At 37.5% G+C, this 18,738-nt stretch carries 15 protein-coding genes and 1 tRNA gene; 13 read left to right on the plus strand and 3 right to left on the minus strand.

What is annotated here, in order from left to right; all coding sequences use genetic code 11:
• The first annotated feature begins 210 nt into the window (after positions 1 to 210).
• Positions 211 to 1,152, plus strand: a complete 942-nt coding sequence (locus tag I7804_RS03875) for a helix-turn-helix domain-containing protein (RefSeq protein WP_248405035.1) — start codon at positions 211 to 213, stop codon at positions 1,150 to 1,152.
• A gap of 274 nt (positions 1,153 to 1,426) precedes the next feature.
• Here the strand turns inward: I7804_RS03875 and I7804_RS03880 are convergent, their stop codons facing one another.
• A complete protein-coding gene (locus tag I7804_RS03880; protein WP_248405037.1) occupies positions 1,427 to 3,151 on the minus strand; it encodes an IS1634 family transposase in 1,725 nt (574 codons plus the stop codon).
• Between the two features lie 390 nt (positions 3,152 to 3,541).
• Here I7804_RS03880 and clpX point away from each other — a divergent pair, with 390 nt between their 5' ends.
• The 11 genes from clpX to I7804_RS03930 all read left to right on the plus strand — a co-directional run bounded on the left by clpX (position 3,542) and on the right by I7804_RS03930 (position 15,379).
• Positions 3,542 to 5,140, plus strand: coding sequence for an ATP-dependent Clp protease ATP-binding subunit ClpX (gene clpX / locus I7804_RS03885; protein WP_331477849.1), 1,599 nt, complete (start codon positions 3,542 to 3,544; stop codon positions 5,138 to 5,140).
• A 115-nt stretch (positions 5,141 to 5,255) separates the two neighbouring features.
• Positions 5,256 to 5,990: a helix-turn-helix domain-containing protein gene (locus tag I7804_RS03890; RefSeq protein WP_248405038.1), complete on the plus strand. Its 735-nt coding sequence runs from the start codon at positions 5,256 to 5,258 to the stop codon at positions 5,988 to 5,990.
• A gap of 71 nt (positions 5,991 to 6,061) precedes the next feature.
• Entirely contained in the window at positions 6,062 to 7,114 is a 1,053-nt protein-coding gene (locus I7804_RS03895) for a helix-turn-helix domain-containing protein (RefSeq protein ID WP_248405039.1), read from the plus strand.
• 469 nt (positions 7,115 to 7,583) lie between these two features.
• Positions 7,584 to 8,831, plus strand: coding sequence for a radical SAM protein (locus I7804_RS03900; protein WP_248405041.1), 1,248 nt, complete (start codon positions 7,584 to 7,586; stop codon positions 8,829 to 8,831).
• Between the two features lie 4 nt (positions 8,832 to 8,835).
• Positions 8,836 to 9,996 carry an ABC transporter transmembrane domain-containing protein gene (locus tag I7804_RS03905; protein ID WP_282570480.1) on the plus strand — a complete coding sequence of 387 codons (1,161 nt, stop codon included), beginning with the start codon at positions 8,836 to 8,838 and terminating at the stop codon, positions 9,994 to 9,996.
• The gene (locus tag I7804_RS18920) at positions 9,993 to 10,427 is read left to right on the plus strand and encodes an ATP-binding cassette domain-containing protein (protein ID WP_282570515.1); all 435 of its coding nucleotides are present in this window, start codon (positions 9,993 to 9,995) and stop codon (positions 10,425 to 10,427) included. Before I7804_RS03905 ends, I7804_RS18920 begins: the two co-directional genes overlap by 4 nt.
• A gap of 351 nt (positions 10,428 to 10,778) precedes the next feature.
• Positions 10,779 to 11,123, plus strand: coding sequence for a hypothetical protein (locus tag I7804_RS03910; protein WP_022754125.1), 345 nt, complete (start codon positions 10,779 to 10,781; stop codon positions 11,121 to 11,123).
• Positions 11,124 to 11,195: 72 nt separating this feature from the next.
• Positions 11,196 to 11,696: a hypothetical protein gene (locus tag I7804_RS03915; protein ID WP_022754126.1), complete on the plus strand. Its 501-nt coding sequence runs from the start codon at positions 11,196 to 11,198 to the stop codon at positions 11,694 to 11,696.
• Positions 11,697 to 11,823: 127 nt separating this feature from the next.
• On the plus strand, positions 11,824 to 12,507 hold the full coding sequence (locus tag I7804_RS03920) for a DUF975 family protein (protein ID WP_092046406.1): 684 nt from the start codon (positions 11,824 to 11,826) through the stop codon (positions 12,505 to 12,507).
• A gap of 112 nt (positions 12,508 to 12,619) precedes the next feature.
• Complete coding sequence (locus I7804_RS03925; protein ID WP_248405042.1) at positions 12,620 to 14,587, plus strand: glycoside hydrolase family 2 protein; 1,968 nt, start codon at positions 12,620 to 12,622, stop codon at positions 14,585 to 14,587.
• A gap of 159 nt (positions 14,588 to 14,746) precedes the next feature.
• Positions 14,747 to 15,379, plus strand: coding sequence for a YczE/YyaS/YitT family protein (locus tag I7804_RS03930; RefSeq protein ID WP_248405044.1), 633 nt, complete (start codon positions 14,747 to 14,749; stop codon positions 15,377 to 15,379).
• Between the two features lie 138 nt (positions 15,380 to 15,517).
• Here I7804_RS03930 and I7804_RS03935 read toward each other — a convergent pair whose 3' ends face one another.
• Entirely contained in the window at positions 15,518 to 17,110 is a 1,593-nt protein-coding gene (locus I7804_RS03935) for a hypothetical protein (protein WP_248405045.1), read from the minus strand.
• 203 nt (positions 17,111 to 17,313) lie between these two features.
• Here I7804_RS03935 and I7804_RS03940 point away from each other — a divergent pair.
• A tRNA-Leu gene (locus I7804_RS03940) sits at positions 17,314 to 17,397 on the plus strand.
• A 108-nt stretch (positions 17,398 to 17,505) separates the two neighbouring features.
• Here I7804_RS03940 and I7804_RS03945 read toward each other — a convergent pair.
• Entirely contained in the window at positions 17,506 to 18,585 is a 1,080-nt protein-coding gene (locus tag I7804_RS03945) for a hypothetical protein (protein ID WP_248405047.1), read from the minus strand.
• Positions 18,586 to 18,738: the final 153 nt, after the last annotated feature.

Raw genomic sequence — 18,738 nt, forward strand, 5'->3', positions numbered from 1 at the left:
TGTTTAAGATTGATTTTTTCTGCTTTAAAATTGTATTATTGTTGTGATGGGATGTATAAGTGGATTATCGGCGGATGGATTCGTAAATTTGATGAGGGTGACATAGAAGTACATCCCTGTACTTCTGAAAATGTCAGATTTACATCCTGTAAAGGCGACATATAAGTACATCCCTGTAAAGACGACATACTATGATGAAAGGAAGAGCTTATGATATCGGTAGATGCGATTGGTTGTAATTATGTTCATACTAAGGGCTGGGAGATCAACAGGCCGGAAGGGCTAAACAATTATCTCTTCCTCCATATACAGACACCTTCGGATATTATGGTTGATGGTAAGATGGTCTATTATCCTGAACCCTGCTTTATCTTGTTCAAAAAGTGGCAGAGGCAGCTCTTTCATAATCATGAAGATATGACCTATATAGACAGCTGGGTACATTTTAGGAGCGCCTGTGAATCAGGCAGTGATATCATTCGTAAAGATGGGCATAATAATGCCGGTAGAACAGATGATATAAACTCCGGATCCCATAATAGTAGTAATAACTCCGCTGCCCGAACTATAAGAGACTGGAATGCCAAAGATGACAGTGATGAAAAAGATGAGATAGAGACACTTATAGAGAGTCTTGATATCCCCTGCGGTAAGCCTGTTATCATCTACAATACAATAGAACTTAGCGATCTGTGGCATCTTGCAGATGCAGAGTTTCATCAGGCAGGGAGTCACAAAAAAGAGCTTCTTGATATGAAGATGAAGGCGCTTATCTATAAGTTTGCAGATATAATGCATTCTGAAAGTGGAACTCCAAGTAAATACAATCATTACAGGAAGGCTTTCGGAGAGCTTAGAAACAGTATCTTTAGCGGCAACAATGCTGCTACCATAACTGATGTTGAGAAGCTTGCCAAGGGCCAGAATATGAGTCTTTCATATTTTGAGCATGTATATAAGGAGCTGTTCCATGTACCTGTGACCAAGGATATCATTAAGGCGAGGATTGGCTATGCAAGGTATCTTCTAAGATCAAGTGGGAACTCTGTTCAGGATATAGCAAGTTACTGCGGCTATGAGAACATAGAACACTTCAACAGGCAGTTCAAGGCAACCGTGGGCTGTACCCCCACCCAGTTCAGAAACAGATAGAGTATACTTCGCGTTCTGGTGGCGTGGCATCTACCAAAGACTTGCGAGGGTACTCGATCCTTGGGCATACAGAATATAAATCATTGCCATGTATTAACCATTTTATAAATTCATGGCATGATATCTGGAGATTTTTATATAAACTTTACTTGCCAATATAGTGTCCTAAGCATATACTCCCATCTTTGACAGTTTGGAATAACAAAAAGTCTCGTAACCCTCATATATAGAGGCATAGCGAGACTTTTTTCTTCGTTTTAAAGTATAGTAATTTCTATCTTCCTTTACTGTTTTTTTGAATTGTTTTCATTTGACTTTTGGTGATGAACTCAAAGTCTGTTCTGAAACCGCAGGCTTCATGGAGATTATCGGTTAGTTTTGTTCTCTGATATGTTGGTATATAGCCTTGTTCTTTGATTCCTGCAAAGTTCATTTCTTTTAGTGTGCTGAGTATATCATTACAAGTGTATCTGCTATCAATGCGTTTTTCTAAATATCTATAGATGATTAGAGCAAGAAAACAAGTAAGAAAGTGTGCTTTAATCCTAACATCATTCTGAAGAAATACAGGTCTTGCTTCAAAATCTGTTTTCATAATCCTGAAACATTCCTCTATCTCCCAGCGACCTTCACTGACTTTCAATATATCGCTTACAGGATCATCTAGAAGATCTGTTGAAACAGCATACATGCCATCGTAAAGAGATTCCTGTTCAATCTTGTCTGTATCAAGGTAATTATGTATGTTTGCAGCTTCTCCGCTATCGGTTACAGCAATCTTGCCGATAAAACGTGCCGGATCGTTGGGATTTTTCCTGTTCCGTTTTGTTGAACCAGAATCGATAAGTTTCTGCGCACGTTCCACCTGTGACTCACGGATTGCTTTCTGATACTTGGCAAACTTTGGAGAATAGGTGACTATAAGACGTTGATGGAGTTTCTTGGGAGTGTAGGGTTCTTCTTTGTAGTATAAATCAGTATCATCATCAGATAGTTTTGATATATCTACAAGAGTATCGTCTGATAATCTTTTGAAGCCTTCGCCATCTAATGCCCATTTTTTATCTTCAGCGTTAAGCTTCTTGATGGACTGAGTCACGATAAATGCCCGTTCACCCATGTGGTTGTAGTTCCTTATCTTCTCTGAACCAAGCCCTGCATCACTACAATATATGAATTTTTGGCATCCGAATTCAGACAGTACTTTTTCTTCAAGAGGCTTAAGCGAAGTCTGCTCATTGGCATTGCCTGGAAACAACGAAAAAGCTAAAGGAATACCGTCACCGTCCATAAACATACCCATTTGTATGATTGGATTTGGGCGGTGTTCTTTACTCTTGCCATATTTCTTATCGCCGTCTTCCTGCTCAATCTCAAAGTAGTAATTAGTGCAATCGTAGAAGAGGATTTTGTCATTTCTTTTGCCAATAAGATGGCTGTTTTTATAAACCTCGGATTGAATGAATTCACATTCATTTCCAAGAACATCCAATGCGCGGTATATATCATGAAGTTTATATGTTGGCTTTTCTAAGAATTCAGAAGCTACTTTAAATGAAGATCTTTTACTTGATGGTTCAAGAATTCTTGCGAAAATCATGTCCGAAAGAATAGCATTGATATCGTACTTGAACTTATATTTATCTCTAAGTTTTCTGCAGGTTTTATCTAATGCCAGGGAATAGTAAATGTATTGAAGGAATAGGTATCCTCCGCGGTGAAGTACTTGCTGATTATAATCGAGCTGTCTGTTGGCATGGAATGTTATCTGGACAGACTTCGATTGCTGGTCTTCTTTATATTTCAGTGTTTCGAGTCTTGCTTCCTCTTTAGCCCATGCCATAACATCATCTCTTGTTGGCCCGTGTTCTTTTATTAGTTCCTGTAAGGTTCCAAGTTTTCTGATAATCGTAGAAGTGTTGATACCTTTATCATTGATATACCCTTTAGAAATGTAGAATGATTCGGCGTTTTTGGATTTAGATGTTATCACTCTCATATGCAAAACCTCCACACCTTATTATAACACACATTGCGATACATTGCGATAGTATAACACCATAAAATTGACATAAAAAATACAGACCTTAAGCGGTCTGTAAGGTATTATTATTTTATTGAACTGTCAAACTACCGGGCATACAGAATATAAATCATTGCCATGTATTAACCATTTTATAAATTCATGGCATGATATCTGGAGATTTTTATATAAACTTTACTTGCCAATATAGTGTCCTAAGCATATACTTAGAATGCTGAAATCGATTTTACATATATTAGTGAATTAAAAAATAGGCAATAATTGATAGAGACAGATAATACAAAGAGACGATAAATCGGATCGGCGGATCAGGAACTTGGAAGATTCAAAAAAGAAAGGTTTTTTATGAGCGATTTTTTTAACAACGACGACAACAAAGATAATGCTACTAATGAAACTACTAATACAGAAACAACCGCAAATACAAATAGTAGCGACAATAATGATAACAAGAGCGCTATGGATTTTCGTGAGATAGATGAGAATGGTAAATCTACTGTAGATGATAAGGATCTATCTGGTTCTGATAAGAAGGATAGTGATTATGAGGATATCTGCTTCATATGCAGACGTCCTGAGTCCAAGGCCGGTCGTATGTACAAGCTTCCAAACCATATATGTGTGTGTGAAGACTGTATGCATCGTACCATGGATACTGTAAGTCAGTATGATTACAACAATCTTCTCAATAACCCTGAACTCATGAATCAGCTTAACAAGAACAGCGGTATTACATTCATGAATCTTGGAGACTTTGGCTCTAACCTTCAGGGCGGAATACCTAATTCACAGAAGATCAAGAAATCCAAGAAAAAAGAGGAAGAGGAGACTATTGATATCAAGAAGATCCCTGCTCCTCACAAGATCAAGGCACAGCTCGATGAATATGTAATAGGTCAGGATCAGGCCAAGAAGGTTATCTCTGTTGCGGTTTATAACCACTATAAGAGAGTTGCTACAGGCACTATGGACGATATTGAGATTGATAAGTCCAATATCCTTATGATAGGACCTACAGGAAGTGGTAAGACATATCTTGTTAAGACGCTTGCCCGTCTTCTTGATGTACCGCTTGCTATAGCAGATGCTACATCACTTACAGAAGCAGGTTATATCGGTGATGATATCGAAAGTGTAATATCCAAGCTCCTTGCGGCAGCAGGCAATGATGTCAAGAAAGCTGAGCGCGGTATCGTCTTCATCGATGAGATAGATAAGATCGCCAAGAAGAAGTCCACAACAGCAAGAGATGTAAGCGGCGAATCCGTACAGCAGGGAATGCTCAAGCTCCTTGAAGGATCTGAAGTTGAAGTTCCTGTAGGTGCTAATTCCAAGAATGCTATGGTACCTCTTACTACAGTTAATACCAAGAATATCCTCTTTATCTGTGGTGGTGCCTTCCCGGATCTTACAGATATAATCAAGAACAGGCTCAATAAATCTTCATCAATAGGTTTTAACTCTGAACTTAAGGATAAGTATGATGACGATGAGAACATCCTTTCATACGTAACTACAGAAGATTTAAAGAAGTTCGGAATGATCCCTGAGTTCCTTGGACGACTTCCTATAGTATGCACACTTTCAGGTCTTACCAAGGAAGCACTTATCAAAATCCTCAAAGAGCCCAAGAATGCTATCCTCAAGCAGTATCAGAAGCTCCTTGAGCTTGATGAAGTAGATCTTAGATTTGACGACGGAGCGCTTGAAGCTATTGCAGAGAAGGCTCTTGAAAAGGATACAGGAGCCCGTGCCCTTAGATCTATCATAGAAGAGTTTATGCTTGATATCATGTACGAGATACCAAAGGATGACAATATAGGCAGAGTTACTCTTACAAGAGAGTATATTGAAGGCACAGGCGGACCTCAGATCGAGATCAGAAGCGAAAAGCCCAAGATTAATGCTGCGGTGGAAGCTGCTATAGAAGATAAAAAAGAATAGTAAGTTAACAAGTGGATTCAAAGGGGCAGTTCTAGTGTTGTTCAAATAGCCAAAGGCTTTATAATAGCATTGGAACTGTCTCTTTTATATTGCTTTGGCACCAATGGGAATTATTATGGACAAAAATAAAAAAGCTTATGGCAATCTTTTAAAATCTATAAGGAAATACAAAGGTATATCAGAAGAGCTACTTGCGCATGGTATGTTTGACAAGAGTATGATATACAGAATTGAGTCTGGTCAAAGGCGAATAGGCTTCTTTTCAAGAAGACGTTTAATGAGCAGACTTGGAATTTCTTTGTCATTATTTACCGAGTATCTTCAGTATGATGAATATGAAGCATATTCTAAGCAAAGAGAAATAATATATGCTTTTGAGAATGAAGATACACAAAATATAGAGTCTGTTCTGGCTGAATACGAAAAAACAGCCAAGAAAGATAAAGTTGGTTTGCAATTTGCACTATTTATAAGAGCAGTTTTGGAATCATCTTCTGATCTCGAAATGTCTTATGAGTATATTAGTAAGTGCATAAAAATAACAATGCCGAATATTAAATATAGTGAATTATCTGAGTATGTACTATCCGGCGAAGAGGTAAAATATCTGTCATATTATTTGAAAATAAAATCTACTATCGAAAAAGATACTATAGACGATGATATATGCGGAAATCTTACTATTAATGGATGCTTTGAAAAACTGCTTGACTACATAATAGAACAGAAGTGGGATACTGTACCACAGATGCAAGTGTTTCCTGCCGTACTGGTAGATTATTGGAACTACTTGGTGAATTGTAGAAATGATTTTTTAATAAAAAATGGAAACGCGAATCAAACTTTTTAAAATATCTGAACTATGCATTATATACATTAAAGGAAAGTGATCTATTATTTTATTTGCCTTCGCTTCTTACGATGGGGAAGACTCTATCGCGGGGAATAAAACAAAGTGAATATGAGAAATATGATAATGTATTTAGAAAAGTGTTTGAATTAAGCGGAAATGACTATAATAAAAAAAATCCATGGTCTGTGTTTTATGGTGGAAGCATATATTTGCTTGGAGATGTTTTAAAAAGACGGAGGATCCTGTTTGGGATGACTCAAAAAGAGTTTTGTGAAGGGATTTGTGATATAAGGACATATTCAAGACTTGAGACTGGCAAGGCAAAAACACATGATCGTGAAACTATAATGCTGCTAAAAAAGGCTAGATTGCCAGAGCAATATTTTTATGCACAGATAGTATCAGACGATTATTCTCTAATAAAGGATTCTCTACTAATAAATAAACTAATAAATGAATCAAAATATAATGAAGCTAATAATATGCTGTTATTGTTGGAGAACAAAATAGATATGAGCATTCCAATAAATAGTCAATTTATCGGCAATAAGATAGCATTGGCGAGTATTGGACTAAAAGAAATTGATAAGAATTGTTATGGAAATCTGGCAAGAAAATATCTGCATCTTACTATAGATAAAAGTATTGGTGACTTATGTATATCAAAAATGTATTTTACATCAGTAGAATATAATCTTATATATAATTTGGTGCGGTATGGTGAATTGCAGAAGAAGATATTTGATGGTATTCTTACATATTTTACTGATGTTAGCTATCTTGAAAAGAGACATAGAGATAGGCATTTAGATTATATTGTATGGTATTTTGCAAGCTATTTAGGTGATCATGATGACAAACAAAAGTCAACTGAGATTAGCAAAATATTGTTAAAAAACACCTTCTTAAAGATGAATAGAGAAGAGGTTATTAAAAATATTTATAATATTTTGTGGAATAAATATGATGGCAATTTTGCGGGTAGTACAGAAGCAGAGAATATCCTTTCTGTACTTCTTAATGTAAGTGAATTTTATAAAGCCGAAAGAGATATGAAATTCTTTAATCAAAGGTTGAAAGAAGTGATAGTTGAACCTGAATCGTCAGAATCATCAGAATAATCGCAGGAAAGTTCAAAATAATCATTGTCTATTTGTGATGGTAAGTGAATAGATATAAGTTTTGATCCAATTAAAAAAATAATGACCGTTACAAGAATAAGAAGTGTTTTTTTGAACATTTGATATTTACTCCTCTGTATTTTGATATATATTGTAATGATAGTAATGGTTATTCACAATAGACAGAACTGGCAACTTTTGTTGCCAGTTCTGTCTATTGTTTTATATATATTAGTATGGGTTAATGTAAGTAGTTACTTGTTTAGCAGGTGCACATGCTAGATGAAAATAAAGAATAGGAGGATGCTATGCAAATATTAGAAATGGGTTTTACAGACGAAGAGATATTATCTCAAGTTGGTGCAATTGCAGATAATAATGGTACTTGTGGCAATAATGGAATTTGCGGATAAGAAAGTGACAGGGCAAGGTATTGCCCTGTCTTATTGCTTTATAATGGGAGGAAATAATGCGGTATTTTATACCTGGATATATAGATATATGGGATGAAAAAAATAATACTATTCTAGAGTCCAAAATTAACAAGAATAAAGTGATAATTGAAGACGAGATATATAAAAAAGAACTTAATGAAGTTATAGAAAATGGATGTAATGATATTGATACTAGGCTGAGAAAATTCTTAAATGCTCAAAATATGCTGGTTACAGAGCAATATGCTCGTAATAAGCTTGATAGATTAAAATCTTTATTAGATAAGGTGTGTATTGTAACAATTTGTCCTACTGAAGCTTGTAATTTTAATTGTAAATATTGTTATGAGAATCATAAAAAAGGCAAGATGCAACAAGGTACATTAGATAATATACTAGAATATCTGATAGAAGAGTCATATAAGTATCATAAGGTTCATGTGAATTGGTTTGGCGGAGAACCGACTCTTTGTAAAGATATGGTAGTTCGTTCATCTATGAAGCTTAAGACAAATATTAAGAATTACTCGTCAGCAATGACTACTAATGGTTTTTTACTTACTCCAAAGACATTTGTTGATTATTATAATGTTGGTATTACAAACTTTCAAATCACTATTGATGGTAAAATGCACGACCAATTTAGAATCTTAAAAAACGGAAAGGGAACACTTGAAACTATTGAAAAGAACATAACGGGAATTAAGAGTCTTCCTAATGATCGATTCAGATATCGCATTATGATTAGGCACAATATAATGGCTGATGATATAGACTACGGGTGGTATGATCATTTAAAAGAATTGATACAGGAAGATAATCGTTTTACAGTTTTGATTAAAGCTATATCCGACTATGGTGGAAACAGAATTAAGAAAATGAATCTCCATACTTATAAAGAGAGAACTGACACTATTAACAGGCATGTTGAATATGCTAATAAAATAGGTCTTAAATGTGCTAATTTGACTAAGGAGTGTTTTTCTAATATATGTTATGCAAGCTATTCTAACAGCATGGTATTTAGAATGGATGGCAGAATAGAAAAATGTACAGTATGCCTTGGGGCAAAACAAAATTATATAGGAGTAGTTGAGGGAAACGAAGTAGTAATAGATGAATATAATAATAATCAGAAGTGGACACAAGCTCCTTTGCTTGATGAATGCTTGAGGTGTAAAAATGTTGCTTCGTGTCTTAATCTTCGTTGTAGAAAACAAAACGTATTAGAAGGAATAGAAAGACAAACTTGTTCTGATTATAATTATAGGAGTTTAGTGTGACATTATGAGAAAATATTTAATACGGCATTGGAAGATAAATCTTTTATCAGCATTTTTAGTTATTATATGTGCGGGCTTTAGTGTAGGAATAAATCTTATTATGGTTGAAGCGATATATCAAATAATAGAGTTTGACCTGACGGGATTTGCCAAATGGATGACAATTGATTTGATAGGGTGGGGACTATATGTTTTTGCGGATTGTATTAGAGCATTTTTTCAAAACAAGTCCATCTGTGCTATGAATAATGATTATAGGATGGATCTTGTTGAGAAATTAAGTAGAAAGAGTTATCAGCTCTATCATGAAAAAGATAGTGGAGAGTATATTTCCTGGTTTACTAACGATGTATCTCAAATACAAAGACTGGCATGGGAACCATTTTTTAGTTCCATAAGCTCTGTAGCCAGTATTGTGTTTAGTATCATTGCTCTTTTTACATTTCATTGGTCATTACTGATAATATCACTGGCTGCAGCTATAATAATAATGACTGCACCAAAATTGTTTACTAAAAATATGGAGAAGTATGGTAAGGATAATACAATTGTCTTAGAACAAAGCACTGATTATATAAAGGATAATTTACTTGGATTCGATGTACTTAGATTTTTTGATAGAATAGAGCTTTTTAAGAATGCTTTTCAAAAAATAAGCAAAAAAATAGAAAAATCAAACTTTAATTTGAATTACAAAAATGAACTGAGCGGAAACGGGATTGCTTTAGTAAGTATTATATGCCAGATGTTAGTAAATTTTTATATAGGTTATCTTTCTATAAAAGGTATAATTATACAATCAGCAATCATGGGAGGAGGTAATATTTGCGGAGCAATATATAACAATCTGGGGAATCTTGGTAAATATAAATTGAGTTTTGCATCTGCTTCCGCCATATTTGAAAAAGCTTTACAAGAAGATGATGATGAAAAAGGGAAAGAAGAGAAAATTGCTGAATTGAAGAAAAGCATATCTCTAGAGAATGTCTCATTTAAATATGGTGATGGACCGTTAGTCCTAGATGATATGAATATCAATTTTGAGATAGGCAAAAAGTATGCTCTTATCGGCAAATCCGGAAGAGGAAAGACTACTTTATTAAAACTAATCTTAGGATTCTTGAGAGATTATGATGGAAAGATATTTTTTGATCAAAAGATATAGGAAAATGTAATTCTGAAGAAATTCAGAAACATTTAAGTTACATAGAACAGAATGTATATCTCTTTAATACTACCATTCGAAATAATATAACTCTATTTGAAGAGTTCCCGGAAGAGGAAATAGATGAAGCTATAAGAATAAGTGCCTTGACTAAAGATATTAGTTCTTTTGAGAATGGATTGGATACAGAAGTGGGAGAGGCAGGCTGTAATCTGTCGGGAGGCCAGCGTCAAAGAGTTGCAATTGCAAGGGCATTACTTCATAAGCGAAATGTTTTGCTGGTAGACGAAGGAACAAGTGCGCTAGATAAGGAAAATGCAGATATTATCGAGAAGAATCTTTTGGCAGAGAAAGAACTGACACTGATTATAGTGAGCCACCATCTATCTGATGAAAGAAAAAAACAGTTTGACTTAGTATATGAGATATAAGCGTAACTATAACAAATTCAAAGTTCCCCCTTGGGAAATGCATTGATGTGGCCTTAGCAGACACGGCATCTCCCAAGGGGGAATTTGAGTTACAAGTTTGAAAGTGTTCCACTTTCAAATCCAAATTGGTGTCGCGAGCGCCACCGATTTGAACCATTAGCAGCTCGCTTTGCTCGCGACATGAGGTTAAAATGAAGAAATGCAGATAATTGCAAAGTTTGGAAGAGTGGAGGCTTAAAGTTAACCAGCTATTCGGAAAAATTATCAGAAAATTTGTAGGCTTTATTGAAAATATTCTGCTTTTATGATAGTATTATTTTGACTAAATAGATTAAAAAGGAAGGCATGACGATGGAAGGTAGCCCGCGCAGAAGAATGGCGAGTATGTCAGTATGGCTCGGAATCACATCTATACTGTTTTATAGCACAGGAGTTATAGCGATCATACTTGGAGGCATAGCAATAATACTTGCATTTCTTTCAAGAGGGAATACTAAAAAGCTTTCCCGGCAGGCCATTATCGGATTGATAATAGGTACGATCGGAGTAACAGTTACTTACGTAACAATAGGACTTATTTTTTATAAGATCCTTTCAGATCCAAGTGTCGTATCTGCGATAAGAGAATATGCACAGACCGGTTCGATAGATGCTTACAACAATATGGAGAATGCGATATACAGTATCGTAAGATAGTTGTTGTTACTGGTTACGATTATCGGGTTCACAAAGTGACCTTCTGGTAATTCAGTAAGTAAGGATTTAGTTATGATGAGAATTGGCGCTATAGGATATGGAAGCGTATATGGATATGGTGGATATAGCGTAGGCGCTGCAGCAGGGGCCGGTGAATCCAAAGCTGTAGTTAATCCCGGAGAGTCTGATGTTAAGTCGGCCGGAAGGAAGTCTTCTCCTGCAGAGTGTGAGACTTGTCAGAACCGCAAATATCAGGACGGATCTGATGAGATGGTTTCGTTCAAGACAGCTCAGCACATGAGCCCTGCAGAAGCAGGTTCCAGAGTACGGGCGCATGAACAGGAACATGTATCTAATGCTTATGCCAAGGCAGCCCAGAAAGGCGGCAAGGTACTTCAGGCATCAGTGAGTATCCATACAGCTATATGTCCGGAATGTGGAAGGACATATGTATCCGGCGGTACTACTACTTCTCAGATCAAATATGGCGGCGAAGATAATCCTTATCAGAAACAGCGTAAGGCTTTGGATGCAGGATTGCTTGCCGGAATGAATGCGGATTATTCTGTATAGCATATGTTCCTGAATATAAAATCTGATAGTCATAACTTTTAGTTCAATGAATAAGTTCTATGAATATTGGAAAGCGTTTAATATTTTTGAGCTAATAATTATCATAAAACAAGGATAACTATATAAAATGGCTAAAACATCAGGTGTTTCTACTTCTATGATCAAGGCGACTGCCAGAGAGAGGCTCCTTGGTAACTATGGCACTATAATTGCCGCAAGCATTGTGGTCAACATCATCTATTTTGTTAGTATGCTGACCATACTGCAGATAACAAATATATTTATATCGCTTACAACGCAGATCATTGTTGATCTGCTTTTTGGCGTCTTCATATCAGGTCGGTGCTATATGCTTATGAATCTTGCATATGGCCAGCCTGTAACTTTTGGAGATCTCTTCTTTGGATTTAAACAAAATCCTGACAAGGCAATCCTTATACAGCTGATCTATACTATAGCATCTCTTATTCTTCAGATACCACAGTTTCTGCATGTAGCAGGACTTATACCGATTACATGGATGGCTATAGGAACTCTGGTACTGCTGATTCCATATATCATCTTTGCTGTTGCTATGTCACAGACTTTTTTCCTGTTGCAGGATTTCCCGGACAATTCGGTAAGGCAGCTTGTCAGAAAGAGTATATCTGTGATGCGCCATAACTATATTAAATATATAGGTTTTGTACTAAGCTTTGTGCCGATGATGTTTATAGGCGTCATTACATTTTTTATACCGCTATTGTGGGTAGAAGCTTATTTTAATGCCAGCAGGGCGATGTTTTATAAAGAAATAATATCGCAGAGATAGAGGGCGTTATTATCTTTTTGCTCCCTATAAAAAGGACAGGAACATACTAAAACTATAATAAGGGGATAAGTCTAAGGGCAATCCCCTTCTACTTCCTTGGAGGAACCTTTCAATGGATCTTACAGATATCACTCGCAGTATGGTGCGAAGCAAGGAACCTGTAGCTTTAAAGCAGCTTGATACTCCATGGACAGACAAGGCGCTTACAAGTAAGTGCCCTAAATCAGAATATCCAAGACCCCAGTTCGTGAGGGATAGTTATATATCTCTTAACGGAATCTGGGGTTTTTGTGTTACTGATTCGCCTTCGATTCCACGGAAGAAGGATATATGCGGGAGTATAAGAGTGCCTTTTTCTCCGGAGAGTATGCTTTCGAAAGTTGATATTACGGCTGGCAGCAGGAAGACTCTCCTTCCGCATGTCCTAAAGCCGGGCGAGTATCTCTGGTATTACAGGAAGGTTGACGTTGTGGGAAGGCCTGATGCTTCGTCCCGTCTTCTCCTTCACTTTGGAGCAGTGGATCAGGTGTGTGATGTCTATATAAACGGACACAGCGTGGCACATCATGAGGGAGGGTATCTTCCCTTTACTATTGATGTAACAAGATATTCCCAAAAAGACTACTTTGATCTTAAAGTATGCGTTACAGATGTAACTGACACGTCCTGGCTTTCAAGAGGCAAACAGACGCTAAATAGAGGCGGTATGTTCTACTCTGCCCAGAGCGGGATATGGCAGAGCGTGTGGATGGAGTGGGTGCCTGATACGGCTATCCTCAAGGTGGTTGCAGAGCCTTCCAAGGATCTTTCTTTTGTGAAAATAAGGCTGACGGTGACAAAGCCATGTGATGTGATCATAAGGCAGATTCCGGATAGTAGGATAGGACAAAAGGATGATATAGGGGGTGAAGAATCGGAGTTATTTGAAAAGATGATAACAGCAGATAAATTCCACCCCTGTGATCCTCTTGAAGCGCAGACCGATCATCCTATACCGTCATCAGATACTATCCCAATGGATACCTTGTATGCGTATACAACTAAGGTCGGAATACTGATAGAGGATGCAAAACTCTGGACACCGGAGAATCCATATCTATATCATATAGAGATAATTGCAAGAGACGAAGAAGGCAGTACAGACAAGGTTAAGTCCTATTTTGGTATGAGGACCTATACCATGGAGCAGGATGCCAAGAGGCATATGAGATTCTGCCTGAATCATAAGCCTTATTTTATAAAAGGAGTCCTGGATCAGGGCTACTGGCCTGATGGTCTTATGACTGCGCCTTGCGACGCTGCACTTATCTATGATATCAAGACTATGAAGAAACTTGGATTCAACACGCTTCGTAAGCATATCAAGATAGAGGAATCAAGATATTATTATCATTGCGACAGACTTGGCATGCTGGTAGTTCAGGATATGGTCAGCGGCGGATCAACTTATGACAAGCCACTTGTAACGTATCTGCCCAATCTTTTTCCAAATATAATGCAGACACTGGATGACTCGGCCAAGAGTTACAAGTTCCTTGCAAGATCGGATGCGGCAGGAAGACAGGCCTTTGTGGCAGAGATGCGCAGCACGGCTTCCTATCTTAAGAACTGCACATCTATAGCTATATGGACTATCTTCAATGAAGGCTGGGGGCAGTTTGATGCTGCGACGCTTCCGGGTATCCTTAAGTTCATTGATAATACAAGGCCTATAGATGCGGCCAGTGGCTGGTTCGATCAAGGGTCAGGAGATTTCAACAGCATACATAACTATTTCAGGAAGCCTTCTGTTCCGGTTGATAAGCATAAAAGAGCATGTTTTCTTTCAGAGTGCGGCGGCCTTACCTACTATATGGAGGGACACTGCGCCAGCAGGAAAACCTACGGCTATGCGACCTATAAGAGCAGGAAGAAGATGAATGAAGACTATGGGCAGTTCATCCATTACGAGATACTGCCTCTTGAAACAAAAGGACTGTGCGGATTCATCTATACGCAGGTAAGTGATGTAGAGGATGAAGTCAACGGTATCCTGACTTATGATAGAAAAGTAGTGAAGATCAGGACGAAGATATGGTAATGTGATGACCTGTAGATAGAACTTTCATTTGCGTTTAGGTGATATTACTGTTAATAATAATATTTGGAGCAGGTTCCTGGCTCATTTGGGGGCAGATTACTTGTTTATGTATTAATATATAGAATACTGATCAGAGCTTAATTGGTGGAGGATGATCACATGTTAAAAAAGAGAATAGTAATGTCAGTACTTGGCGTACTGATATGCGGGTTTTCTGTAGGTATATTCAAGCTTGCGGCATTTGGAGTAGACCCATTTCAGGCCTTTATGAGCGGCATAGATCACATGATCCCGATTGATTTTGGTACGTTATATGTGATCGTCAACGCTATACTGCTTACGTTTAGTCTGGTGTTCAACAGAAAGAAGATAGGTATTGCGACCTTTATCAATCTGTTTCTTTTGGGATATGTTACGCAGTTTAGTTATGAAACGCTTCAGAATATTTTCCCTGATCCGTCTATACCGGTAAGGGCAGCAGCTCTTATTATCGGCATAGTAGTAATATGCTTTGGCTCAGCTTTTTATATGACAGCGGATCTGGGCGTATCTACTTACGACGCTGTTGCTATTATCATGGCAGATACATGGCACATGGGCAAGTTCAAGTACCTTAGGATCATAACAGATGTTGTATGTGTGGTTCTTGGAGTAGTGCTCTTTATCATGAGCGGCGGCATGGCTAAGGATATACCGACATTTGCGGGAATAGGAACTATAATAACAGCATTTTTCATGGGACCTTTAATTGAATTTTTTAATGAACATGTAGCAAGGCCTATATTAAAATAATAAACCACCTGAGGCGTACCAGAGCGTCCCAGGTGGTTTATTTTTAATCTCTTGCCACGAGCAAAGCAAGTGGCTAATGGTTCAAATTGGTGGAGCTAAAGGCACCAATTTGGTTTTGAAAGTGGAACACTTCCAAACTTACTCTTCTTCCAAAATCTCATCTCCGATCACGATATATCTATGACTATCATGATCGTAAAATCCTACCAGATGATCTTCTCCGGTTACGTATGTTAACATATGACAGTAATCGCAGACAGTTTCATTATCATAAGAATTAGTTCCAACGCTGCATAAGTACTTATCTTCTTTGACATAGAAGCATCTATCTGATAATGAATCATACATTAGATCAAGGTTGATTTTTGAGCCCTGATCAGCCACCATAATAGCATCTTTGTCCTTTTCCAGATAGTAAACATCATTATCCAAAATGAACCATATCTTATCCAGCGTCTTGTTTGTGGCAAAGTCAATTGATATTTCGTCGGTGTGGTATAGTACGCTGCGAGTAACTTCTTTTCCATCATAGGTGAACTTTACCAGATCACCATCTGATGATCCAATGCAGACAGGTCCTTCAGCAGTAATTGCCATTTGAAAATATTTGGCCTTTTCATCATCCTTGGTAAGGCAGATGATCTTGGGGGTATTACCTGAAAAAGCATAGCAATCATCGAATGAATGCATCATCATAGCATCAGAAAAGAAGTCTGTATCAAGTATATAATGATCTGAAAAAAACGATATGGGCATTTTTTTGCCACCTGCTATATCGAACTTGAGATCTTCAGTATCTTCGGTCAATATTGTAGGCTCGCTATCTCCGGCTTTATAATATTTCACTCCATCATTATCCATGTACATTATCTGATCGCAGGATTTGGTAAAATATGACTCAAGCAAAAATTTCTCGCTAAGTTTTATCTCCTGTTCGTGATCAATACATTTAAAGCAGTCTTTAGAGCTGCTGTATTCGTTGAAATATATCATGGTCGCATCATTTGAAACTGCTACGACACTTGGAGAATTTTCGGTTATGTATGTCTTTTTTTCAATATCTATTCCGGCAGTGCATATTCTGTCAGTACCTGTATGATCATAAAATGCAACTACACGTCCATTTGGAGAAATACAGGCTCCTATGATATTCCCTTTAGCTAGAGGTTCTGTAGTCTGATTCCATATATCATAAATGAATAATTCCTGATTGGGAGTTCCAACTTCTCCTTTAATACAGTAACAGTATCCGCCATCAAAGCATATCCCTGCCTCAGAAACATCAGATGCAATCTCTGTTACATTAAGCTCTGCGTCAATGTAATAACATACATTGTCATATACAAGAACGGCCTCAGAAGCATCAGCATTAACGGTCATATCAAGATAGTATCTCTCGCCATCATGGAAATCTTTTAGAATTTTGCCATCGGAGTTATAGATGTACTGATCAACCTGAGAGATTGTAGGACCGGAATAGTTTGCTGTTCGGCGACTATCTTCATTATTTGTGTGAATTTTTGATTCATCATCATTGCTACCAGACTTGACTTCAATATCAGTGTTACCAGATTTGATTTCAAGATTAGCGGTATCGACGCTACTGCTATCTGATAATGATGGCGATCCATTTTTGATAAGTTTCCCTAAAGAAAAGACTGACAATGCGCCTATAATAAAGACAATTGCGCTTATAAATCCAACTAGAAGATTCGTTCTTTTTTTGTTCATATAAAAAACCTTTCAATAATGGCTGACAATAACTGCGATAATAAATAGTCCCGATATTATAGGATGTATAATGGGAATGCATACCTACCACTATCATAAATGCATTCCTGGTGATTGAACAGAACTATATTGCAAATTAACTTATAAAAATGCATTTTGGGTGTTGACATGAGGAATAAAAGATTATAAAATAGCATTTGCTTGCGGAAGTGTCGGAATTGGCAGACGAGCAAGACTAAGGATCTTGTGATGGTTACATCGTGAGGGTTCAAGTCCCTTCTTCCGCACGAGTTTAGAAAGCCCAGAAATGTTGAGAAATCAACATTTCTGGGCTTTCTTTTTGTGGAAATCCAGTAAAGGAACCTGAACTTTGAAAGATGCTGGCTACCGGAACATCACATGTATATCACCAGTACATCGAACGTGTCACTGTTTTGGTCATTGAAGAAGTGAAAAGTAGTTGCGCCTTTTTTGACAGGAGTGAAGGTTACGACTATGGTTCCGTTGTCTGTGAAGTGATCGTCCCAGGCAGCAGAGATTCGCTTGTTGTCGCCCTGGAGGTTGCAGGTTCCGTAGAAATCCATAGTGACCTTGATCGTCACATCATCGCCGCTTGTAGTGACCACATAGTTATCAGCGTAGAAGCGCCCTGAGCCTTCTTCACCGGCTGTATCATATGTTTCGATATGCTCGGCTACCTGAATATCAGCTTCGTGCTCTTCTATATAAGAAGAGAACTCGGTGATCTCGTCGTCAAGTGCAAGGTTCTTGTCATTAAGATCATCAATCTGCCCGTTAAGTGAAGCTATGACCTCTTCCTGAGAAGAAACTGTAGAGATGAGTTCACTGTTCATATTCTGAAGTTCGCTAATAGATGTAGAGAGTTCATCGGTTCTTTTTTTGAGATTATATGTGTATACTGCTCCTGATCCAAGTGCTGCAAATAATAAGGTGACAGCAGCTACAAGCGCGATGATAGTCTTTTTGTGAGTGACTCTTTTTATGATAGTTACTTCTGACATGGTGTATGATTTTGATATATCTACAAGATTCCTGACAATATCAAGCACAGCCTTATGCCCCTCATTAGAAGCTTCTGCCTTCATAGATGCAATGATATAATCAGCAAACTCCTCATTCATTATATCTTCCCAATCTGCAGATGAAAACTGAACTCTGGCACCTATATCCCTGAACTTTTCATAATAGGCCATAGACTCCCTGGAACATTTCTTGTAGTCTGCACCTGCAAGCTTATCCTTATTGCTATCCAGATATATCGGCAGGATGTTGTACGCAAGCTTGGTATTATCACCCATAGCAGCCACAAGACATGTCATAAGTCCGGTAAGTATGCGGTCTGCGACATCTTTATCACCATTATTGTATGGGAAAAGAACTTTGCTGTGACATAAACATTCAGAAGTATCAGATATAAGTTTTAGAATTTCCAAAGTCTGAGTATTAAGATCCATGAGCTCCCCCTAAATCCCCTGTTATTAACAGTTCTAGATATAACGCCGTACATGGAAAAGACGCTGCAAGTAATATAAGATGATTTTTGCGCGGCTTCCAACATTATAACATAGGATTCTGCAGGTGATGCTATCAAGAATAGGTAAATATAT

Source organism: Butyrivibrio fibrisolvens (assembly GCF_023206215.1).
GTDB classification, from domain to species: Bacteria; Bacillota; Clostridia; order Lachnospirales; family Lachnospiraceae; genus Butyrivibrio; species Butyrivibrio fibrisolvens_C.